32 protein-coding genes are annotated in these 21,567 nt (G+C 30.9%); 31 read left to right on the forward strand and 1 reads right to left on the reverse strand.

The features are described 5' to 3' along the window. Nucleotides 1–9 precede the first annotated feature (9 nt). The 16 genes from WY13_RS03835 to WY13_RS03905 all read left to right on the forward strand — a co-directional run bounded on the left by WY13_RS03835 (nucleotide 10) and on the right by WY13_RS03905 (nucleotide 11,136). Nucleotides 10–408: a hypothetical protein gene (locus WY13_RS03835; RefSeq protein ID WP_063554387.1), complete on the forward strand. Its 399-nt coding sequence runs from the start codon at nucleotides 10–12 to the stop codon at nucleotides 406–408. After that, nucleotides 401–613, forward strand: coding sequence for a hypothetical protein (locus WY13_RS03840; protein ID WP_063554388.1), 213 nt, complete (start codon nucleotides 401–403; stop codon nucleotides 611–613). Before WY13_RS03835 ends, WY13_RS03840 begins: the two co-directional genes overlap by 8 nt. 18 nt (nucleotides 614–631) lie before the next feature. After that, nucleotides 632–811, forward strand: coding sequence for a hypothetical protein (locus WY13_RS03845; RefSeq protein ID WP_242866318.1), 180 nt, complete (start codon nucleotides 632–634; stop codon nucleotides 809–811). Nucleotides 812–826: 15 nt separating this feature from the next. Continuing rightward, on the forward strand, nucleotides 827–1,057 hold the full coding sequence (locus WY13_RS03850) for a hypothetical protein (protein WP_063554390.1): 231 nt from the start codon (nucleotides 827–829) through the stop codon (nucleotides 1,055–1,057). A gap of 73 nt (nucleotides 1,058–1,130) precedes the next feature. Then, on the forward strand, nucleotides 1,131–3,116 hold the full coding sequence (locus WY13_RS03855) for an AAA family ATPase (RefSeq protein WP_063554391.1): 1,986 nt from the start codon (nucleotides 1,131–1,133) through the stop codon (nucleotides 3,114–3,116). Between the two features lie 26 nt (nucleotides 3,117–3,142). Beyond that, nucleotides 3,143–4,084 (forward strand): recombinase RecT, encoded by a 942-nt coding sequence (locus tag WY13_RS03860; RefSeq protein ID WP_063554392.1) that lies wholly within the window; start codon nucleotides 3,143–3,145, stop codon nucleotides 4,082–4,084. Further along, the gene (locus WY13_RS03865) at nucleotides 4,084–4,812 is read left to right on the forward strand and encodes an MBL fold metallo-hydrolase (RefSeq protein WP_082848371.1); all 729 of its coding nucleotides are present in this window, start codon (nucleotides 4,084–4,086) and stop codon (nucleotides 4,810–4,812) included. The genes WY13_RS03860 and WY13_RS03865 overlap by 1 nt, the downstream gene beginning before the upstream one ends. A 13-nt stretch (nucleotides 4,813–4,825) precedes the next feature. After that, nucleotides 4,826–5,779 (forward strand): phage replisome organizer N-terminal domain-containing protein, encoded by a 954-nt coding sequence (locus WY13_RS20325; RefSeq protein ID WP_082848363.1) that lies wholly within the window; start codon nucleotides 4,826–4,828, stop codon nucleotides 5,777–5,779. 37 nt (nucleotides 5,780–5,816) lie between these two features. Next, nucleotides 5,817–6,233, forward strand: a complete 417-nt coding sequence (locus WY13_RS03875) for a hypothetical protein (RefSeq protein WP_063554394.1) — start codon at nucleotides 5,817–5,819, stop codon at nucleotides 6,231–6,233. A gap of 145 nt (nucleotides 6,234–6,378) precedes the next feature. Continuing rightward, on the forward strand, nucleotides 6,379–6,795 hold the full coding sequence (locus WY13_RS03880) for a DUF1064 domain-containing protein (RefSeq protein WP_063554395.1): 417 nt from the start codon (nucleotides 6,379–6,381) through the stop codon (nucleotides 6,793–6,795). Then, entirely contained in the window at nucleotides 6,788–7,429 is a 642-nt protein-coding gene (locus tag WY13_RS03885; RefSeq protein ID WP_063554396.1) for a putative metallopeptidase, read from the forward strand. Before WY13_RS03880 ends, WY13_RS03885 begins: the two co-directional genes overlap by 8 nt. A 50-nt stretch (nucleotides 7,430–7,479) precedes the next feature. Further along, a complete protein-coding gene (locus WY13_RS21305) occupies nucleotides 7,480–7,623 on the forward strand; it encodes a hypothetical protein (protein WP_192844984.1) in 144 nt (47 codons plus the stop codon). A 243-nt stretch (nucleotides 7,624–7,866) separates the two neighbouring features. Further along, the gene (locus WY13_RS03890; protein ID WP_063554397.1) at nucleotides 7,867–8,403 is read left to right on the forward strand and encodes a hypothetical protein; all 537 of its coding nucleotides are present in this window, start codon (nucleotides 7,867–7,869) and stop codon (nucleotides 8,401–8,403) included. Nucleotides 8,404–8,526: 123 nt separating this feature from the next. Beyond that, nucleotides 8,527–10,158: a DUF4435 domain-containing protein gene (locus WY13_RS03895; protein WP_063554398.1), complete on the forward strand. Its 1,632-nt coding sequence runs from the start codon at nucleotides 8,527–8,529 to the stop codon at nucleotides 10,156–10,158. A 479-nt stretch (nucleotides 10,159–10,637) separates the two neighbouring features. Further along, nucleotides 10,638–10,841, forward strand: coding sequence for a Com family DNA-binding transcriptional regulator (locus WY13_RS03900; RefSeq protein ID WP_063554399.1), 204 nt, complete (start codon nucleotides 10,638–10,640; stop codon nucleotides 10,839–10,841). Between the two features lie 7 nt (nucleotides 10,842–10,848). Further along, the gene (locus WY13_RS03905) at nucleotides 10,849–11,136 is read left to right on the forward strand and encodes a hypothetical protein (protein ID WP_063554400.1); all 288 of its coding nucleotides are present in this window, start codon (nucleotides 10,849–10,851) and stop codon (nucleotides 11,134–11,136) included. Between the two features lie 22 nt (nucleotides 11,137–11,158). Here WY13_RS03905 and WY13_RS21310 read toward each other — a convergent pair whose 3' ends face one another. Beyond that, nucleotides 11,159–11,329, reverse strand: a complete 171-nt coding sequence (locus WY13_RS21310; protein ID WP_192844985.1) for a hypothetical protein — start codon at nucleotides 11,327–11,329, stop codon at nucleotides 11,159–11,161. Nucleotides 11,330–11,459: 130 nt separating this feature from the next. Here WY13_RS21310 and WY13_RS03910 point away from each other — a divergent pair, with 130 nt between their 5' ends. From WY13_RS03910 to WY13_RS03975, 15 genes are all read left to right on the forward strand, one after another. Next, nucleotides 11,460–12,212: a hypothetical protein gene (locus tag WY13_RS03910; RefSeq protein ID WP_063554401.1), complete on the forward strand. Its 753-nt coding sequence runs from the start codon at nucleotides 11,460–11,462 to the stop codon at nucleotides 12,210–12,212. A 118-nt stretch (nucleotides 12,213–12,330) separates the two neighbouring features. Then, entirely contained in the window at nucleotides 12,331–12,642 is a 312-nt protein-coding gene (locus WY13_RS03915; RefSeq protein WP_063554402.1) for a hypothetical protein, read from the forward strand. 60 nt (nucleotides 12,643–12,702) lie between these two features. After that, complete coding sequence (locus tag WY13_RS03920) at nucleotides 12,703–13,527, forward strand: terminase small subunit (protein ID WP_082848365.1); 825 nt, start codon at nucleotides 12,703–12,705, stop codon at nucleotides 13,525–13,527. Then, nucleotides 13,527–14,867 (forward strand): PBSX family phage terminase large subunit, encoded by a 1,341-nt coding sequence (locus tag WY13_RS03925; RefSeq protein ID WP_063554403.1) that lies wholly within the window; start codon nucleotides 13,527–13,529, stop codon nucleotides 14,865–14,867. Before WY13_RS03920 ends, WY13_RS03925 begins: the two co-directional genes overlap by 1 nt. Continuing rightward, nucleotides 14,867–16,342, forward strand: coding sequence for a phage portal protein (locus WY13_RS03930; RefSeq protein WP_063554404.1), 1,476 nt, complete (start codon nucleotides 14,867–14,869; stop codon nucleotides 16,340–16,342). Before WY13_RS03925 ends, WY13_RS03930 begins: the two co-directional genes overlap by 1 nt. Further along, nucleotides 16,335–17,645: a hypothetical protein gene (locus WY13_RS03935; RefSeq protein WP_063554405.1), complete on the forward strand. Its 1,311-nt coding sequence runs from the start codon at nucleotides 16,335–16,337 to the stop codon at nucleotides 17,643–17,645. Before WY13_RS03930 ends, WY13_RS03935 begins: the two co-directional genes overlap by 8 nt. A 4-nt stretch (nucleotides 17,646–17,649) precedes the next feature. After that, nucleotides 17,650–17,817 carry a CPCC family cysteine-rich protein gene (locus WY13_RS20330; protein WP_082848366.1) on the forward strand — a complete coding sequence of 56 codons (168 nt, stop codon included), beginning with the start codon at nucleotides 17,650–17,652 and terminating at the stop codon, nucleotides 17,815–17,817. A gap of 50 nt (nucleotides 17,818–17,867) precedes the next feature. After that, the gene (locus tag WY13_RS03940; protein ID WP_063554406.1) at nucleotides 17,868–18,152 is read left to right on the forward strand and encodes a hypothetical protein; all 285 of its coding nucleotides are present in this window, start codon (nucleotides 17,868–17,870) and stop codon (nucleotides 18,150–18,152) included. A 47-nt stretch (nucleotides 18,153–18,199) separates the two neighbouring features. Continuing rightward, nucleotides 18,200–18,814, forward strand: a complete 615-nt coding sequence (locus WY13_RS03945; protein WP_063554407.1) for a phage scaffolding protein — start codon at nucleotides 18,200–18,202, stop codon at nucleotides 18,812–18,814. A 12-nt stretch (nucleotides 18,815–18,826) separates the two neighbouring features. After that, entirely contained in the window at nucleotides 18,827–19,159 is a 333-nt protein-coding gene (locus WY13_RS03950) for a hypothetical protein (RefSeq protein ID WP_063554408.1), read from the forward strand. A gap of 13 nt (nucleotides 19,160–19,172) precedes the next feature. Then, entirely contained in the window at nucleotides 19,173–20,210 is a 1,038-nt protein-coding gene (locus tag WY13_RS03955) for a major capsid protein (protein ID WP_063554409.1), read from the forward strand. Between the two features lie 33 nt (nucleotides 20,211–20,243). Further along, the gene (locus WY13_RS03960; RefSeq protein ID WP_063554410.1) at nucleotides 20,244–20,462 is read left to right on the forward strand and encodes a hypothetical protein; all 219 of its coding nucleotides are present in this window, start codon (nucleotides 20,244–20,246) and stop codon (nucleotides 20,460–20,462) included. A 12-nt stretch (nucleotides 20,463–20,474) separates the two neighbouring features. Further along, the gene (locus WY13_RS03965; RefSeq protein ID WP_063554411.1) at nucleotides 20,475–20,750 is read left to right on the forward strand and encodes a hypothetical protein; all 276 of its coding nucleotides are present in this window, start codon (nucleotides 20,475–20,477) and stop codon (nucleotides 20,748–20,750) included. Then, complete coding sequence (locus WY13_RS03970) at nucleotides 20,747–21,121, forward strand: hypothetical protein (protein WP_063554412.1); 375 nt, start codon at nucleotides 20,747–20,749, stop codon at nucleotides 21,119–21,121. Before WY13_RS03965 ends, WY13_RS03970 begins: the two co-directional genes overlap by 4 nt. A gap of 5 nt (nucleotides 21,122–21,126) precedes the next feature. Next, entirely contained in the window at nucleotides 21,127–21,561 is a 435-nt protein-coding gene (locus tag WY13_RS03975) for a hypothetical protein (protein WP_063554413.1), read from the forward strand. Nucleotides 21,562–21,567 lie beyond the last annotated feature (6 nt).

Below are 21,567 nucleotides of genomic sequence, written 5' to 3' on the forward strand. Positions count from 1 at the left end.
AAAAAATGTATGCAAGAGTACACGTTAAAACAGACAATAGACAAGCTCGAAAGAAATCCAAATTTAAAATTCCAATTTGTTAGTGAGAAATCTTATAGGACGGATGAAGGACCAGTAATTGCATTAGATGGGGATGGCAGAATTGTAAATCAAGAAGGTGAGCCTATATTATCAAACTTCAGTATTAGAAGTAGATTCAGGCTTGTAGATGAACATGTGGATGTAATGGGTGCTCTTAAAGCGTTTGAGAATGGAAAAGTAATTTATTGCCTATATGAAAGCAAAAGATACTCATATAATCCAGGCGTTAGTTCTAGCTCCAAGTTAATGGACGATGATTACAATGCAATTTCAGCAGAAGAAATTTTACATGGTAAGTGGTTTATAGAGGCAGTGAAAAGTGTTTAATCTAGAGGAGGCAAAAGGGTACAGCAAATTGGATGCTAAAGACAAAGAACTTTTTAAAAGGTTTTGTAAGAAATTTTATAAGTCTTGGGAGCATCCAGAGGATCATGTACCAACTTCCGTAAAAAGAATGGGCAGTAAGTATCTTAAAGTTATTTTAAGTGATGGTGACTGGCTGCATATTTTAAAAGATGGAAGCTGGTATTAAAGGAAGGAGGGAAAAATGATGATAAAACAATTATTTGAGAATGGAGGCATTGAAGTAACAGACCAAGAGTTTAAGGAGATTTTGAAAATAACTACAGATGATATAAGAGAGAATCGTATTAAGTTTGGTAAAAGGACAAGTTTAAATCAGATGTTTGCTATTGCAAGAATAAGTTTTAAGGTCTTGACAAGTGTTTGAAATGGAGGTGAATCAATGAATGTACTTGAAAGAAAAATATCTGAAGTTCAGCATCTAGTACAAGATGAGAATTATGGATATAAGGAGGCTGTGGACAAGGTTAAATATGATATTGATGGTGATGAACTCTATGATATGAGAACAGGACAAACTGTATGTCAGGATATTACTACTGCTACAGATGAACAGGTAAGAGATCTATTACAAATAAAAAAAGCCCTCATAAAAACAACCACGAAATTATAAGAGCTAGAGAAATTTAAAAATCTACTCCTATTCTACATGAGAATGGGAAAAAAATCAAATTGGAGGTTTACAGATGTCAAATAGAATTGTTTTAAAAGAATTATATCTTAAAAATTTTAAAGGTATTAAAGAGTTAGACATAGATTTTGAAAATACAACAAATATATACGGAGATAACGGTACAGGTAAAACTACTGTGTTTGATGCATTTGCATGGCTGCTGTTTGATAAGGATAGTCAGAATATAAGTAAATTTGATGTGCAGCCACTTGATAAGAGCAATAATATAATCCACAGGATTGATACAGAAGTTACTGGATCACTTGAAATAGATGGAGTTAAAACAGTTTTGAGAAAGGTTTTAAAAGAAAAATGGGTTAAGCCTAAAGGGAAACCTGAGTCAGAGCTTAAAGGTGTAACTACTACTTATTACATTGATGATGTACCTAAAAAGCAGGGTGAATATAAGGAAAAAATAAGCAGTATTATTCCAGAAGATATATTCAAATTAGTAACTAATCCTTTATATTTTTCAACCAATATGAAATGGCAGGACAGAAAGAAAATACTTATGGATATTATAGGTGAACTTACGGATGAAAATGTTATTGATTCGAAAAAGGATTTGAAACCTCTGAAAGATCTATTAGGAAACAAGAGTATAGAAGAACTTAAAAAAAGTATAAATTCGTCAAGAAAGAAATTGATTAAAGATAGAGAATCGATCCAGCCTAGAATTGATGAATTAAACATGGCTGTAAAGGATGATATTAATTTTCAACAATTAGAGGTTAAGAAACAAGAAATAGTTTCAAAAATAAACAATATAGAAGAGCAGCTTATAGATAAATCTAAAATAAATGATGAAGTGTTTAAGAAAAAAGATAAGTTATATGGACTTAAATCTAAACTCAAGGATATTGAAAGAGATGAACTTCGGAAAGTTAGAAGTGGTAAAGACAAAATAGCAGAGGAATTATACAGTATTACTGGTGAAATAGCTGATATTAAATTTCATGTCAAATCAATTGAATCTGAAAAAAATAATAACCTTAATTTAATAAAAACCCTTGAAACTGATGTTAAAAATTTAAGGAAAGAGTGGTATGAGGAAAACAATAAATCATTTGAACTTCCAGAAGATGTTCGCATATGTCCTTTGTGTAAAAGGCCTTTTGATGAAGAAGATGTTGAAGAACACAAACAGGAATTAGAAGAAAACTTTAAGCAAAACAAATCAAAGATTCTTAAAGAGATAACTAGAAAGGGCAGCAGTAAGGCAGATGAAATTGAAAAGTATGAGAAAAAGATATCTGAGAATGAACTTGAATTAGAGGGATTACTTAAAAAATTAGATGATTTTAATAATAAAAAGGATGAATTGCAAAGCAAATTTGATAATTTTAAGGCAGCTGTTGATCTTAATAGTAATAAAGAATATCAGAATACATTAAATCAGATAGAAATACTTGAAAATGAGTTATCTAAGCCAATAGAAGGAAATTCAAAAATTGAAGAGCTTAAGAAAAGAAAAGCACTTTTAGGCATTGAACTAGAAAATGTTAATTATGACTTAGGTTACAAAGAAATTAATGTTAATACTAAATCAAGGATTAAAGAACTTCAGGATAAGGAAAAGACTCTAGCACAACAAATTGCAGACCTTGAAAAGCAAGATTTTATGTGTGATGAATTTATAAAAACTAAAGTTAAACTTATGGAATCCAGTATAAATTCTAAGTTTAAATATGTTAAGTTTAGGTTCTTTAAAGCCCAAGTTAACGGAGGGATTGAAGAGGATTGCGAGCCTCTTATAGATGGGGTTCCGTTCTCAACAAACTTGAACTCAGGTGCCAGAATTAATGCTGGAATAGATATTATAAATACACTATCAAGTCATTATGAAATTAAAGCTCCTATATTTATAGATAACAGGGAAAGTACCACAAGGCTTATAGATACAGAAAGCCAAATAATTAATTTAGTTGTAAGTAGTATGGATAAGAAATTAAGAGTTGAGAATAGTTCGGAAGTAGAACAGACAGAATTAGCAGGTTGATAAATTCAAAGAAAGGGTGATACGAAATGTCAAGTGAAAATACAGCTTTAACTTTGGCTAAGGAAGAAGCTTTAAATCAAGTAACAACGAAGATTAATGAATTAAGAAAAAATAATGAGATAGTTTTCCCCAAAAATTATTCTGTAGCTAATGCACTTAATAGTGCATGGCTGCAGCTCCAAGAGGTCAAAGATAAGAATGATAAACCTGCGCTTGAAGTATGTACTAAGAACTCAATTATAGGTTCGTTATATGATATGTGTTTACAAGGGTTAACACCTGCTAAGAAGCAATGTTATTTTGTAGTATACGGAAAACAGCTACAGCTTATGAGAAGCTATATGGGGACTGTAGCAGTAACTAAAAGATTAGAAGGAGTCAAGGATATAAAAGCCTACTGTATATATGAAGGTGATGAATTTGAAGAAACATATGATTTGGATACAGCAACGCTAAACATTAGTAAATTTAATCCTAAGTTTGAAAACATAGATATTAATAAAATCAAAGGTGCGTTTGCAGTAGTAATTGGAGAGAATGGTCCTATTCATACTGAGGTAATGAACATTAATCAGATACAAAAGGCATGGGGACAAGGTATTGCTTATAAGACAGGAAAATCAAAAGCCCATAATAATTTTACCGATGAAATGGCGAAGAAAACAGTAATAAACAGGGCTTGTAAGATGTATGCAAATACTTCAGATGATAGTGACCTTTTAATTGAAGCTTTTAATAACACGGATAAAACCTATGATGAAAAAGATATGGTAGGTAATGTTGAATACGAGGTTAAAGAAGAAGTAAAAGACAATGCAAATAAAAAGGAAATAGATATTAATCCTCCAGAAAATAAGGATCATAAAGAAAGTGTTCAGAATGTAGTTGATGTAAATCATGAAGAAGTTAAAAGCAATGTTGATGGGAATATATCTAAACAACCAGGAACGGAAGGACCAGGGTTTTGATGAAACTTAAAGTATTAGGGAGTGGTAGCAGTGGTAACTGCTATGTACTCCAAAATAAAAATGAAACTTTGATTATTGAATGTGGATTATCCTACAAAACTATTTTAAAAGGCTTAAATTTTGATTTAAAAAATGTTGATGGGTGTTTGATTAGCCACGAACATAAAGACCACAGTAAAGCAATAAATGATGTATTAAACAATGCAATAGATGTTTATACAAGTGAGGGAACATTGAAAGCAATAAATATTAAAAGCTATAGGGCAAAAATAATTAAAGCCGAGGAACAATTTAATATAGGTCAATTTACAATATTACCTATAAAGACTCAGCATGATGCGGCAGATCCTTTAGGATTTTTAATATATCATAGTGATTTTGGAAAATTGTTATTTATTACTGACAGCTATTACTGCAGATATAAATTTTCGGGGCTTAGTCACATTATGATCGAATGTAACTACAGCATGGATATTTTAAATAGGAATATTGAAGCTGGATTGGTACATCCTGTGTTGGCCAATAGGTTATTAAAATCACATTTCAGTTTTGATAATGTCAAAGAATTTTTAAAGGTTACAGATTTAAGTAAAACTAAAGAAATAGTTTTATTGCATTTAAGCAATGACAACAGCAATGAGGATCAATTTATAGAAGAAATTGAAAAGTTAACTGGAAAGCCAGTATATATTGCAGATAAAGGGTTAAAGATCGATTTATTTAGCTAAGGAGGCATGGAGTATGGCAGAAATTAAGTGGATTAAGATAACAACAAATATGTTTGATGATGAAAAAATTAAATTAATAGATGCAATGCCTGAGAGAGACACTATATTTTATATCTGGATGCGCCTTTTAGTACAGGCAGGAAAAACAAATGCAGGAGGATATATATTTCTTTCAGAGGATGTTCCATATACTGAAGAAATGCTTTCAACAATATTTAACAGACCTCTTAATTCTGTAAGGCTTGCCTTAGATACTTTGAAAAAATTTGGAATGATTCAAAGGTCTGAAAATGATGATTTGAAAATAACTAACTGGGAGAAGCATCAAAATGTTGAGGGGATGGATAAGGTTAGAGAACAGACTAGAAAAAGAGTAGCAAAACATAGAGCTAAAAAGAAAGAATTAGAAGAAGGCAAAAATGAAAATGAAGAAGATAAAAACGAAGATAATGTTACAGAAAAAAAGGATAACGTAAATGTAACGTTACCTAACGGTATAGATATAGAAGGAGAAGTAGATATAGATAATACTACTACTCCTACTACTATAGAAAATGTGCCTGTGGATAATGTGCATAATGTGGATAACTCTAATTACATGGAATTTTTTAATAATAATTTTGGCCATCTTATAACGCCTTTTGAAACTGAGGTTTTAGAGAGCTATGTGAAAGATGGTATGGAGCCTGCAGCAATTAAATTAGCATTACAGGAAGCAGTAGAAGCCAATGTAAGGGATATTAGATACGTTAAAAAGGTATTGAATAGGTGGCTGAATAATCAGCTAAAAACTGTTAAAGCAGTTATTGCTGATAAGAAAAATTTTAAATATAGCAGGAAACAGAAACTTGAAAAAAGGTATGACAATTCAAGTAAAAAAAGCACATTTAATTTTAAAGGCCGCGGTTATAGCAGTGAGCAAATAAAAGACATTGAGAAAAAACTTCTAGGTTGGGAGGATGGTTAGAACGTGAGGTTTAAGAATTTCATAAGGGGTGATAGTAATGCCAGTGCTGTTTGAAAGGACAAAAGCAAGAAACGATTTTGTAAAAGCTAACTGGGGTACCATGAGACAAAAAGACATTGCGGCTAAATTAGGCTGCAGTCCAACACTTGTAAACATGATTGGATCTGAAATGGATTTGGTGAAATCCTGTAAGTCATCAGCAGAGGTAAGAAGTCGATATTGCTCTATTGAAAATGTTAAAAAGGTGGCCAAGTTATTTAAAATAGGCCAAAAGATAAAGCTAAAAATAAGATTTACTCATGGAGCGTATATAAACATAGGGTGCAATAAATATAGAACTGTGAGGGGCACTGTTGCATATAAAACAGAGTGGCTTGTGGTAGTACAAAGTGAAAATCATAGAGAGAGTTTTAAATATATTGATTTCTGTGTGGGAGATGTACAGATAATATGATCCATAAATAACAGCAGAATTTAATCGAAAATAGGGTAAATTTTAAAGATAAGTGTACAAACAGTATAAATATATTCTTTGAAATTAGAATCGGTTAAAACATAGTGTATGTGAGTTTTAGAATACTAGCAAAGTAGGTGAAGTCATGAAAAGTAAATATAATGCCAGAAAAATAACTGTAGATGGGATAAGGTTTGATTCAAAAGATGAAGCCAGATATTACGAGTATTTGAAAAAACTTAAGGCGAAAGGGGCAATAGAGAATTTTGAGTTGCAGCCTAAGTTTACTCTGATACCAGCTTTTGTATACAAGGGTGAAAAAGAAAGACCGGCAACATATACGTTAGATTTTTTAATATATAACATAGATGGTACGGAGATATATGTTGATGTTAAAGGAGACAGTACACCACAGGGGGAGCTTAAATTCAAGATGCTTAAACATCTTCATCCTGATATGGATTTTAGGTGGATTTCAAGAAGTTTGAAATATAGTGAAAGTGGATGGATTGATTTTAAAGAACTCAAGAAAAAGAGAAGGGGGAGTAAGAAAAATGCCTAGAATAAAAATTATTGATGATAAGACCAATGCAACAGTAAAAGAAATAGATTGTATCGGATATAATCTGCAGTATGTTCAAGCCACTGGAAACGGCCAGATACAAAAGATAAGAAAATTGAATAATGGCAAGTATGATCTTAAGTGTTGGATAAAGAATGAATTTTATACTCCTTTAGCTCAGAAGATAAAAGACAAGTTTAAAGAGAAGGTTCCTGAGTTTACAAATGTTAATGTGAATAAAATCTTATTTGTTGAGGATACGGACTATATTGGAGATGAAGTAAAACGAAGTGATGAAGTAATGTGGATCCGGAAAGCGCCAAAACAATTAACCCTGATTACAGGCTATGAATTTATAATCGAGAGCAGAGAGTTTTGGATGGAAAGAATTTCTCAAGAGCAGGTAATTGCTTTGATTTACAGTTGCTTAAGACAGATAGACGGAAATAAGCTTAATACTCCGGATGTAGTAGGGTGGAAAGAAATAATCGGAACATTAGGATATGGATGGGAGACCACAATGAGTCCAATACCTAATATACTTGATGGGTTTAACGAGGATGATTTTAAGATGCTTAAAAAAGCAGATAAGCAGATTAGTATGTTTGACCATAGAAGGGCAGAAGGAGAATAAATTAAGAAAGTCAATGATAGAAAGTGAGATTTTGCTAAGTAGGTGAAAATATGATAATGACTGAGTTTTACAAGCAAAAATTAGCACAACTAAATAGAGATATTCAGGATGCTGAATTAGAAAGAGATTTTAAGAAAGTAGCCAAGCTGCAGACCGAAAAAGTTGATATTGAAAAAAGAATTAAAGAAGAATAAAAGCCAGGGAGATAATTCCCTGGCAAAAAAATAATTAGAGAGGAACTAATATTGAAGTATCTAATATTATAGACATAAATGGGTTATTTATACATTATGTTAAGGAGTGATGCTGTGAAAATATTAATGGAATTTGCAGGTTTATACATTGCATCCATGGCGGCATTTGTAGGAATAATAGCTGTGGGTGTACGTGTATTTAAAACTAAATGTAAGTAATAAATGTTTTGAGGAGGGAACGCAGTGTTGGACAAAGAAACATTTAAAAATGCAGAAGGAAAGTTGTATGGATATTTTAGAGATTTGAATGAAATAGGTATTCTTGAAATCGAGTGTAAAGATCTTGAGGATCAAGAGGAAAGTATTAAATTGGATATAAAACACTGTAATGTAAGTGTTGTTCCGGATATGCATATGAGCCCTAGTTTTGATGAAAGAGTTCAGACAAGTCCTACAGGAGAAAGTGTAGCAGAGAAAGGAATAATAAGAGAAATTGAAAAGCTTGAGGATGAACTTGAATATGTTGAAAGAAAGATCCGCGGGAACAGGAAAAGAATAAGGCAATTAAAAAGAAATACAGCTCGACTCAAAAAAGTGCTGACAATCCCTCCAATGTCAAAAGAAATGATGAACTTTATTACTTATAAGTACAAGTTAGATAAAAGTGTTGATTGGATAGCCAATGAAATGTATGGAGGGGTTAGAAGTACTGCTTATAGGAGGCGTGGAGAGATACTTGAGGATATAGTGAAGTGGGAAAGATTGCATGATATTGATTGAGAAAGAGTTCATAATATGAGAATCCTTTTATTTTTTTGTAAATTCAGGTAGGAATTTTAAAGTTTATGGAGAAATAATAATTATATTTTAAATATAAAAAAGTAAAAGGAGAGAAATGGAAAAATGGAAATAAAAATACCGTTATTAAATGGAGAAAATCAATGCATTAAAGATAAACAATCTGTGGTTCTTATTGGGGCTAACGGTTCAGGTAAAACCAGAATGAGTGTATGGATAGAAAAAAATAATAAACAAAATTTTGTACATCGTATTTCAGCACAAAAATCATTAAATATGCCTGAAAAAATTCAACCAAGCGATTTGGATATTTCGCAAGAAAAACTATTATATGGTGTTAGTAATAAAGATAAGAACTGGTTAGAACAATATGCAAAATATGGCAATAGATGGAATAATCATCCAGAAACAAATCTTTTAAATGATTATTCAAATTTAATGGAATATCTGATGACAGAGGAATATCAAAAAAGTATAGAGTATAGAGATAAACACAAAAAAGGGGAAACTAGTTTTAATAATGAAACTAAACTTGAAATGATAAAACGATTATGGGAAGAAATACTCCCACATAGAAAGTTAATTATTGATGCAGGAAAGATTGAAGTAACTAAAAATAATGATGATAAAGATGTTTATAACGGCAGTGAAATGAGCGATGGAGAAAGGGCTATTTTTTATTTTATCGGAGAGGTGCTTTCTATTCCAGATAATAGCATAATTATTATTGATGAACCGGAAAACCATTTACATAAATCTATTTTAGTTAAGTTGTGGAATAGTATTGAAAACTATAGAACAGACTGTGCATTTGTCTATATAACTCATAGCTTAGAATTTGCTACATCGAGGATTAATTCACAGGTATTATGGATAAAGGAATATAACGGTAATGATAGCTGGAATTATGAATTACTTTCAGATGAAGAAATGCCAGAGAGTTTAATGTTAGAAATAATGGGAAATAGACAAAATATATTATTTGTTGAAGGAACTAAAGATAAAAGTATAGATATTAAATTATATTCTTCATTATTTAAAGAATATAATGTTATTCCTTTGCAAGGTGGATGCCAAAGCGTTATACAATACACAAGGGCATATAATAGTTTAGATAAGATGCATTATTTAACGGTTAAAGGCATAATTGATAAGGATAGAAGAAATCAGGAGGAAATTGATAAATACAAAAAAGAAAATATATTTGTATTGCAAGTAGCAGAAATTGAAAATCTATTTTTGTTACCGGAAATTGTCACATATGTCTTAAATAAATTAGCGATAGATAATTGCGATAATATAATTTCGACTATGAAGTCAAATGTAATTAAATATCTTGAAAATCATAAAGAAGAGCAAGCATTACTATTCACTGAAGAACATGTAAAAAATAAAATTAATAATGTTATAAATAATAAGGCACTAACTATTGAAGAATACGAAAAAAATATAACAAGCATTGAAAGTACTCTAAAGGTTAAAGATACTTATGATTTGTGGATTAATAAAATTGAAGAGATTATTAGAAAAAATGATTTTTATGGAGCATTGAGAATAACTAATAATAAGGGATTATTGCCTTCTTCTGGAATATTAAGTGTATTAGGATGGAAAAAAAATTATTATATAGATTATGTTTTGAGGCTGGTTGATTTAAATAAACAGGAAAATGATGTTATTAGAAATGAGTTTTTAAAATATATTAACTGTGAACAAAAAATCGTGAGACAAAAATAAGACAAATTTGAAACAAAAATGGGACAAAATTCATGTAAAAGTGTTATATACTATATATAGTCGATAAATAAAGAATTAATTAAATATAATAATAGGCACTGGCTTTAACCCATGTTTATTATTATATTGTTTACAGGTTATTAAAAAAGTAAATAAGTATTTTACTTATATGACATTAAATTGTAACAAATATTTTGTATAATTATAATATCATAAAAAAAGTAAAAAGCTATCTGTGTCTGCGGTTGCAAGGCACATTAAACTTAAATGCAACCATTTTAAGTTTAAGACAGTATATCAAATTTAGATCCCAAATATAAATTACTATACTGCGAGATAAGCATCCGTTATTTAGGGTGCTTATTTTGTGTTGTAAAAAATATTAGGTAATTATAATGATTGAGCCCCCAGAGAGCCGTATGTAGGAATAGAGATCCTATATGCGGCTCTCTTTTTTTATTTATAAGGAGTTGAGTTGAATGAGTAAAATAAGATGTAAAAGTTGTGGTAAGTTACTTATGGAAGCAGAAGGTAATGCAAGCATAGAAATAAAATGCCCTAGATGTAAGAACATAAATAAATATTCCATAAAAGAAAGAGATATAAGCCATAATGAGTTTGAAAGAATGATGGGACATAGGAGTTACAAGAGGGTTAGAGGTGCTTTAAGGGAAACGAGGTGAATTTATAATGTTACCTGAAGTTATAAAAATAGGTGGAATAGAATATAGGGTTAAGTTAGTTGATGCATGTGATGAAGATAATTTAAATATTGATGGCAAGATACTATTTCCTAATCAAGAAATAAGAGTTAAGAAAGGACTAGAAAAGCAATATGGAGAAAATATTTTATTACATGAAATAATACATGGCATATTTGAATTCTGTGGATGGGATCAGGATGAAGAGAATGTAACAAGGTTATCAAATGCATTATATCAAGTATTAAAAGATAATAATGTATTCAAAGAAAGGTAGTTGGCGATTTGCTTAGATTATGTTAGTCTTCTTTTGTTACTCCTTTAAATGGTTTATTGCTTGAAGTTTTACCATTTATAAATTTACCAGTACTTGTATCTCTTTCAACCCAAGAATTTGTTTTAGGATTGTGAGTTTGAGAACGTCCTTTAACAGCACCTTTACGTGAACCATTACCTGTATTTTTAGCCATAGCGCTCATCTCCTATAGTGGCCAACTACCTTTAATCCAATATTCAACATAAAATGTTAAATTCCTCTAAAAATTAGGAGGAATTTTGAAAATCATGGAGAATATATTAATGTTATAGGAGAGTGATGTTATGCATGAAATGATATGCATTGGTATAATTGTGGCTGTTAGTTTAGTTGGAATTATTAGTTTTAAAAAGTTTAAGAATAATAAAATTTTGTTAATAGTTTTATTTTATGGATTAGGTACTATTTTATTTGCTGATATATTAAAATTCGTATATAATGGGCAGTCATATTCTGATTGGTATAATTTCCTAGGAGGATTTGTTGGAGGCGCTATAGGTGGTATAGCTACTCTTATTGCAATAGTAATTTCAACTAGTGAAACTAGAAAAATTCAAAAACAAAATGAAAGTAATATGCAAAACAGGTATAAAATGGATAACATTAAAGCAAATAAACCATTGTTAATGTTAAAAGAAATGGATAATGGAACAGGATATGCACCAGGGTGTAGGTTATATATTGCCCAATTTTATGTTAATGATCCTAATATAATAATATGTGAAATGGTAAATGTAGGAGTAGGAGTTGCAAAAAATATAGATATAAGTATCTCGTTGTTAGATAGGAACCAAGCTTTTGTACATTGTACAAATTTATTAATTAAAGGAAAGTCTATTACTAATATACGTCTGGAATGTGAGAGAAATAAACAAATAGATTATTCAAAGCCGTTAGAAATAAAATATGAAGATATTTTTGGTAATTTATATAGTACACTTTATGAAATAGAATCTTTTGATTTGGAAAATAAATCACTAAAGTATATAAGAAATAAAAATATAACATTAATTGAACCGACGAAAACAATACAATGAAGCAGTGATAAAAAGTATTTATAGTTTTATTTAAAACCAAAAGTCAAATTATAGTAAATGAAAACTAAAGTTATTAATTTTATTTATATAAATAAAATGCAAAAGGAGCATGATTAGCATGACTAAAAGATTAACTGGTGGTGCAGGAACTGGCAAAAAGATAATAAAAAACTTAGATTTATTTAAGCATAGTTTTAATAAAGTAGATGAAGAAGGAAACTATATATTTAATGTTTCTTTTGGAAAACAGTCAGGTAACTTTGTAATAAGTTATAATGAGGATGGTGTAATAGATGAAAGATCAACTTTAAATATGAAGGATTTAGATAAAAAAACACTTGAAATTTATAATGATCCTAGTTTACGAGAAGTTGCTGAAATGTTAATGAATGATTATGAAAGCAATAAGGATGAAAATGAGAACAACTAATTTTGTTCTCATTTTTTGGTGACAGAACAAAACGAATAGGCAGGTGGTGACAGTGTAGAAATGCCGAGACAGAGAAGTCCAAACAGGGATAAAGCATTTGAGATATACAAAGAACATAATGATGATATTGATTTAGTGAAGATTGCAGAGTTTTTAAATCTTTCACCTGGAACTATAAGAGGATGGAAGAATAAAGATAAATGGGATGATAAATTGAATGGAACGTTCCAAAAGAATACGGAACGTTCCAAACGTAAAAAGAATATCATAAATAAAGAGCCAGAGCTTGAAGAAGTTACTGAGGTATTAAACCCGGAACTTACCGATAAGCAAAGGCTCTTTTGTATTTATTATCCTAAATGTTTCAATGCAACTAAGGCTGCTATTAAGGCTGGATATAGTAAAGATACAGCTTATTCTATTGGCTTTAACTTATTGAAAAAAGTTGAAATTAAAAAAGAAATTCAACGGCTAAAACAAAATAGGTTAAATAGAGCAATGTTAAGTCCAGATGATATCTTTCAAAAGTATATGGACATAGCATTTGCAGACATAACAGATTATATAAAATTTGGCCAAAGAGAATATAAAGTCAAAGATAAAAAGGGTAAGGAAAAGACAATTAAGTACAATTATACTGACTTTAATAATTCTGATGAAGTAGATGGTACTGTCATTTCAGAAGTATCACAGGGTAAGGATGGCATTAAAATTAAACTTCAGGATAAGATGAAGGCCCTTGATTGGTTGTCTAAACATATGGATATGGCTACAGAGGAGCAAAAATTAAAGTGTGAAAAACTTAAGATTGAGGTTGATAAGGTTAAAAACCCTGACAAAGATAAACCAATAAAAATAATAATAAAACGAAAGGGTGAGGAATAATGGCTGTAGAAAAGGAAGTCAATCCTCACTTTGAAGATTTTATTTTTAACTGGGATTATAAGTTTTATTTTTTAGTTGGCGGCTATGGATCATCAAAGAGTTACCATGTGGCATTAAAGCTAATACTTAAATTGCTGCAGGAGAAAAGAACTGCACTTGTGGTTAGAGAGGTATTTGATACTATAAGAGACAGCTGCTATTCACTTCTTGAAGAAATAATAGCTGATATGGGACTAGATGATAAAATAAAATGCGTAACATCACCAATGCAGGTTAAGTTTCCTAATGGCTCTAAGATAATATTCAAGGGCATGGATAAACCTTCAAAACTTAAATCTATAAATAATGTTTCTATAGTATGGATAGAGGAATGTTCAGAGGTTAAATATGCAGGATTTAAGGAACTTTTAGGACGTTTAAGGCATCCAAGCCTATCATTGCATATGATACTTTCAACTAACCCTGTAAGTAAGGATAATTGGACATATAAGCACTTTTTCAGAAATGACAAAAAGAAAATATTCATACTTGATGATGAAGAACTTTATAAAAAAGGAATAGTCATAAGAAACAACACATATTATCATCACTCAACTGCAGATGATAATTTATTTTTGCCTAAAAGTTATACAGAGCAGCTTGATGAACTAAAAACTTATGATCCTGATTTGTATAGGATAGCACGTAAAGGCAGATTTGGCATAAATGGAAGGAGAGTACTTCCACAGTTTGAAGTTGCTCCACATTATGAAGTACTTCAGGCTATAGATAATATAAAAAATCCAATTAAAAGGGTTGGTATGGATTTTGGCTTTGAAACTTCATATAACGCTATTGTAAGAATGTGCATTGATGATGATAGTAAAATACTCTATATATACTGGGAATATTATAAGAACCATATGACAGATGATAGAACTGCTATAGAAATAGCTGAATTTAAGGAAACTCAAGAGCTTATTTATTCTGATTGTGCAGAACCGAAGACTATAAAATATTATAACCAGCAGGGATTTAATATGAAAAAAGCAAAAAAGTTTCAAGGTTCAAGACTTCAAAATACTAAGAAAGTAAAGAGATTCAAGAAAATAATATGTTCTGATAACTGTACTAACACCATAGAAGAATTGAAAGATCTTACTTATGCGTTAGATAAAAATGGTGAAATTATAGAAGATGAGTTTAATATCGATAGTCATTCATTTTCGGCTATCTGGTATGGCTTAGATGGTTATGAAGTTGCTGATATTAAAGAACAAAAGTATGCAGATAGTGTGTATAACAAAGGTAATGGAACCATTAAACTTAACCAACAAAGGAAGGGAGGTGCTGTATTCTAGTGATAAATGATGTAAGGGAAACATTACTGCAATTACCACCTATAGAAAAAAGAGAAAGAAGAAAGGTTCTTAGAGATTACCTTTTCTATAAGGGCAAATGTATAAATAAAGAACTTGCGAAAGTTGATAAAGTATTTTTAGGTCAAAGCTGGGAAAACAATGATAATGTAGACTATGAACCAACACAAGATATAAGAAACAGGGTTAAACCACTTTTAAAAAAGCAGGCAAGGTTTATGTTTGGTGTAGAACCTACAATAACAATTAAAGCAGATAATGCCAGTAATGAAGATAGTTGTGAAGATTTAAGAAAGTTTATTAATGATATACTTGAGGACAATAAGTTCTGGAAAAATACAAGAAAGGCTTTTCTTATGAGTACTATAAAGAAAAGAGTGCTTTTAAGGATGGAAGTTAATCCAGGAGTTCCAATATCAATTAAGTATGAGAACATAGAAAAATTCTCTTATAAAGAAAAAAACGGTGATCTGCTTCAGGTAAGTTTCTTTCAAGAAGATGATAACAATGTGTTCCAGCAGGATGATACTAAAAAGATTTATTATATTCATACCTATTTCTATGATAGAGAGAATGAGAATTCACCAGTCCAGGCATATTATAAAAAGCAAACTTATTCTGGAAATGATTTAAGCAGTCCTACTGAAGAAATTACTCAAAGTACAGGTTTTGATACTATTCCATGCTGGCTTATAAAAAATGGTGGAGAACTTAATGATGACTTTGGCGAAAGTGACCTTGAAGATTTAAGAGGACCACAAACTTTATATAATAAAAAGAATTCAGATTATGCAGATGCATTAAGGTTTCAAATGTTTGGTGCAGAGGCTGTTATTGATGGTAATCAAGATGATGTAAATAAACTAACTATAGCACCTAATGCATTACATGCTGTAAGAACTGAAGATAATGCTAATGAAAATGGTAAGCAGGCAGTTGTCCAAAGACTAGAATATAGCATGGGTAATGCTGAAGCAGCAAATAGTTATCTTGACAGAATCGATAAAGACATGAGGGATATTTTAGACATGCCTAATATCAAGGATTTAAGCAATATTCCAAGTGCAAAAGCTATGAAGTATATGTATAATGACTTAATAGCAAGATGTGAAGAAAAATGGAATGATTGGGAACCAGTTTTTAAGAGCTTGATAAGTTTTATAATTCAATCTGCTAAATATAGTTATAACACCTTTAAAGATGAGTGGTTGAGTATTTCTTATACTGTTTTATTTAAACATAATTATCCTATACCTGAAGATACTGATGATAAAAAGAAACTTGCAATGGATGAAGTTGCAGCAAATGTTAAAAGTCATAAAGAATATATTAAAACTTATGGTGATGTTGAGGATGCAGATGGAGAATATGAACAGATAATTCAAGAAATAAGTGATATTACTGCAGCTGAGAATGATGAAATGCAGACAGTTCAGGATGGTAATTTAAATGAATGAGTACCAAAGGTTACTTAAAGAAGCTAGGGAAAACAGAGATAAGCTCACAAGGAGTCAGTTTAAACAAATTAGAGATTTATATAAAGAAGCTGCTAAAGATTTAAAAATCAAAGCGAATAAGGCCAGAAAAGGAAGCTTAACAGAGAGATGGTTAAAGGATTATAGTAAAGCTGTAAGAGCAAAAGTTAAAGAAATGAATAAAATGTTGAAATCTATTATTGAAGAAAACATGAAAAGTAGCGCTGAATATGCAACAGCAATACAACTAGATTTCTTTGACCAGATTAATATGAGATATGGATTAGGAATGAGTAAGTCATTTACAAGTATGTTTTCTCAAGTACCTAGTGATGTAGTAGATGAACTTGTTAAAGGTAATATATACAAAGATGGTAGAGGACTTTCTAAGAGAATATGGTGGACAGGAAATAAAGTAAATAATGACATAGATAAAGTAATTCAAAAGGGTATAGTTGAAAAGAAAAGTGCTATTGAATTAGCACAAGATCTTCAGACATATGTAAATCCAGATGCACAAAAAGATTGGAATTGGAAAAGGGTTTATCCAGGTACCTCAAAAACGATTGATTATAATGCTCAGAGACTTGCTAGAACTTCAATAAGTCATGCATATACTTTATCACTATTAAAAAGTTGTGAAAGGAATCCATTTATAACGAAGGTTAGATGGCATAGTGTTTTTGCACCAGGTAGGACTTGTAGCTTATGTAAAGATAGAGATGGAAGAGAATATTTACTGAAGGATTGCCCTATGGACCATCCTAATGGAATGTGCTATCAGGAGCCTTTGGTAGATGATAGTTTAGAAAACATAGGCTCTAGGTTAAGAAATTGGGTTGATGGAAGCTCAGATAGTACATTAGATAATTGGTATAGAGAACATGGTGATTATTTTAGTGGAGAAAATAATATATTTAGCAATAGCAGTAAAAAGAATGTTAATTATGGTCCAAACAATGATATAATAAGTGATAAGAAATGGTTAGAATCTAATTTCCCTAGTGAAAAGAAATTCAATAAACATGTAGAAAAGCATTTGGATGAATATGGTGATATAACTCCAGAAGAATATTTAAACAAATCTAGAGAATTACTTGCTGAACCTCTAAATGAAGACGTTGAAGGTTTTATAAGCAAAGATGGATTCATATTTAAGTATAGGAAGAGTACTAATGATTTCACAATAGGTAGAGCCGATGGAAAAATATCAACGTTGTTTAAGCCAACAGACGGATATAAATATTGGTTACAACAAATAAAAGATTATAAGAAGGAGGAATAAAGAAATGAAGTGTCCTGTATGTGGGGAAGATGTAGATATGTTTGATATCTGTGATAATTGTGGATGGCAGAATGATGGACCTGAAGAAAAAGAAACTAATTTAAAAGGACCTAATAAAATGACATTAAAAGAAGCTAGAAAAGCTTATAAATCAGGTATAAAAGTTGTCTAAAAGCACTTACTAAGTAAAAATAGTAGGTGCTTTTGTTTTAGGAGGTTTTTATGAAAAACAGTTTAAAAGAAGCATTAAAAATGCCAGAAATAAAATGTGATTCCTGTGGAAAGACATTTAAAATCAAAAAGCTTAAAACAAAGTGGATAAATGATAGTGTTCAGAGAATCTATTTTATTTGTCCATACTGCAAGAAAGAGTATACCTCTTTTTATAAGGACAAAAGAATAAGAAAAAATATAAAAAAAATAGATGATTTACAAAGACAATATGATGAAATAGTTCAGGAAAATAAAGAAATAATGCAGGAACTTAGGGAAAAGTATGAGGCGTAGAAATACGTCTTTTATTATGCTTAAAATTAAAAAAAGGAGAGGATGTAATGCCAAAGTTAAATGAAATTATAGGAGAAGAGGCTTTTAAATCACTTCCAGAGGAAACTAGAAATAAGTACAAAGATACTGATTTTGTGGACAGTACTGGTTATGTTGAAAAATCTAAGCTTGATACTGCAAATAATTCAATAAAGGATTATAAAAAGCAGTTAAAGGACAGAGATGTGCAGCTTGAAACTTTAAAAGGTAAAGCTAAAGGTAATGAAGATCTTACAGTCGAGATAGAGAGGCTTAAAGGGGAAAATGAAACTGCTACTAAAGATTATGAAGCTAAACTTACTAAAATTAAACTTGATACAGCAGTTAAAGAAGCTTTAAAGCAATCAAAGGTTAAAGATGTTGAACTAGCAATGAAGCTTATTAATTATGAAAATATAAAGCTTTCAGATGATGGAAAAGTAGTTGGTATTAATGAACAAATTGAGCCTATGAAGAAAGATAGAGAATATCTCTTTGAAAAAGAAGTACCTGGAACCGGTCACTTTGAAACAGGTGGTGCCAAGGGTAGTGAACCAACAGTTACACATCTTGGAGAAAAGCTTGCAAAACAAAAGGCTGCAGCTATGACAAATACTGAAGAGCAAAATAAATTTTTTAAATAGGAGGTATAGGTTATGAGGCAAAGTACAACTACGATTGGAAGTTCACAGGTGAATATATTGAAATATAATCAATATTTTTTAAATGTGAATCTTAAAGTTGCAAAAACAGCAACTACTTTAAATGCTAATGATATTTTACCAGCAGGAACAATTATTGATTCAACAGGAAAAGTTGTAAATGATGGTACTGCATATGGAATTGTTTATGAGAATGTAAATTTTAAGGATTCGATGGGCACGGAAGTAGTTCCAGTAACTATATTTGGATTTATTGATACGCCCAAGTTACCAGTTGCACCAGCAGATGCAGCTAAAACAGCATTAAACATGATTAAATTTTTATAGGGAGGAATAGTAAATGACTTTAGAAGAATTTATAAATTCACAAGAAATAGCATTATATATTCAAAACTTACCACCACAAACTACTATTGATAAAACTTTATTTCCAGTAACTAAGCAACTAGGAACTGAAATAGAACTTGCAAAAGGCTCAAAGAAAAAGCCCGTAGCTCTTAGAATGTCTACTTTTGATGTAGCTGTTAAGGCAAGAGCATTAAGTGCAACTTTGGATATTAAGAAAAAGGACATGCCATTTTTTAAGGAATCAGTTTTAATAAAAGAAAAAGATAGGCAAATGCTGATGCTTGCAATGCAATCAAATAATCAAAATTTAGTTGAGCAACTTACATCACAAGTTTACAATAATTATCAAAATTTGGTCGATGGTGCAGAGGTTCAGATGATTAGAATGAGGGCCCAATTACTGCAAAATGGTGAGATTAACATAACAACGTCAGATGGAGATATAGTTGTAGATTATAATATTCCAAGTAATCATAAAGAAGTTTTGACTGGAACTGCTACGTGGGATAATCCTGCTGCTGATATTGTAGGTGATTTGATAAGATGGTCAAAAGTATTAACTGATGATGGCTATGGTAAGCCTACGAGAATTTTATTTACAGATAAGGTATTAGGATATATTAAGGGTAACACAGCTATAAAGAACGAACTCATGGCAAGAAATCTTGGAGCTGTAATTGTTACAGATACAGACATAATTAATTATTTAAATACTAAACTTAATTTATCTGTAGGATTGTTAAATGGAACGTTTATAGAAGAGGATGGTACAACGAAAAGTTATTATGATGATATTAAGGTTACTTTAATTCCAGATGGTTCTTTGGGAAATACAGTTTACGGCACAACTCCTGAAGAAGCTGATAAGATTTATGGTACGGGTAAACTTGATACTTCCATAGTGAATACAGGCGTTGCTATAACAACTAAGGTACAGGAAGATCCGGTAACGGTTGAAACAAAAGTATCACAATTAGGTATACCTTCATTTGATAGAGCAGATGAATGTTTCTTTGCAACTGTAGTATAGATAGATTAATTTCTTATGAAAGGATTGGTATAGATGGCTAAGAAAGTAGCTGAAGAAGAGAGAAATGTGAAAGTTAAAGCAAAAGTAAATCTAAAATATGACAGTGATGTAGTAAAGATGGGAAGTGAATTAGAAATAAGAGACTCTGATTTGAAAGAAATGAAGGATAAGGGATATATAAGCTATACTCCACCGGTTCAAACACAGCAGACTGGTCAAGAAACTGACCAGCAAACTCCTCCAGTTGAGTAATCAGGTGAAATTATGTTTACTGATTTAGATATTTTAAAATTCAACCTGCAGGAAAAGGAGTATCCATACTTTGATAATGAGGATCTTCAACTTTTATTGGATAAAAACAATGGAGATGTACAAGTAGCAAGCTACGAGGGCTGCCTAAAGAAAGCAGTAGCAGATGATGCATTGATAATATCAGGAATAACATTAAAAAGTAACAGAGAGTATTGGTTAGGACTTGCCAAGCAATTCAAGCCAGTTACTTCTTATAATACAAGCATGAAAAGAGTTGATGGACAATGAAATGGGATGAAACTAGAAAGCAGAGAATAAGAAGGCAGCTTGTAAGAAAAATAACTCCTTTTATGAAAGAGGTAAAAATTCTAAGGCAGGACGAGAATATATTTGGAGAGAAGCAGGAGGATCAGTATGTTTGCACAGTAAAAGGATATTATCATACCGGAGGTACTTCTATTAATGTAGTTAATGGTAGTTCAGATGATACAAATCTTAATAAAAATTATCAAGACAGGTTCTTATTTATAGTAGATGATGAGGTTAAGAAAATAAAGGAACATGATTATTTCAAATTAGATGATGTAATGTATGAAATAATCGATAAGGGCAATATAGAAGATATTGTTTGGGATACTTATCTAAAAAGGATGGAGTGATCTAAATGTCTGGATTTAAATTTGATGCTACTGATTTATTAAGAAAAATTGCTGAAAATGGGGAAGTAAACAATAAAATGAAATCAGCTGTAGGAGTTTATTGTGATAGTGAAGGAAAAAAGATGGAGGGATATGCTAAAAATAATGCTCCATGGCAAGATAGAACTGGAAATGCAAGACAAACCATAAAAGGTGGGTTTCAATGGGAAGATGAAAGTAAATGTAAATCCTATGTAGCCGGGAATATGGAGTATTCACCATATTTGGAATTAGCTCATGCTAAAGGCAAAAGTGGAGATGATGAAGTTGGAATGGAGGTAGGTCCTTCTTTTGCTCAATTAGAACTTGCTAATGAGGGTAAATATGCAGTACTTAGACCAACAGTTAGAAAACTTACACCTAAATTTGTTAGTGGAATGGCTAATTTACTTGGAAAGTAGGTGCCT

This window comes from Clostridium ljungdahlii (genome assembly GCF_001636845.1).
Taxonomy (GTDB): domain Bacteria; phylum Bacillota; class Clostridia; order Clostridiales; family Clostridiaceae; genus Clostridium_B; species Clostridium_B ljungdahlii_A.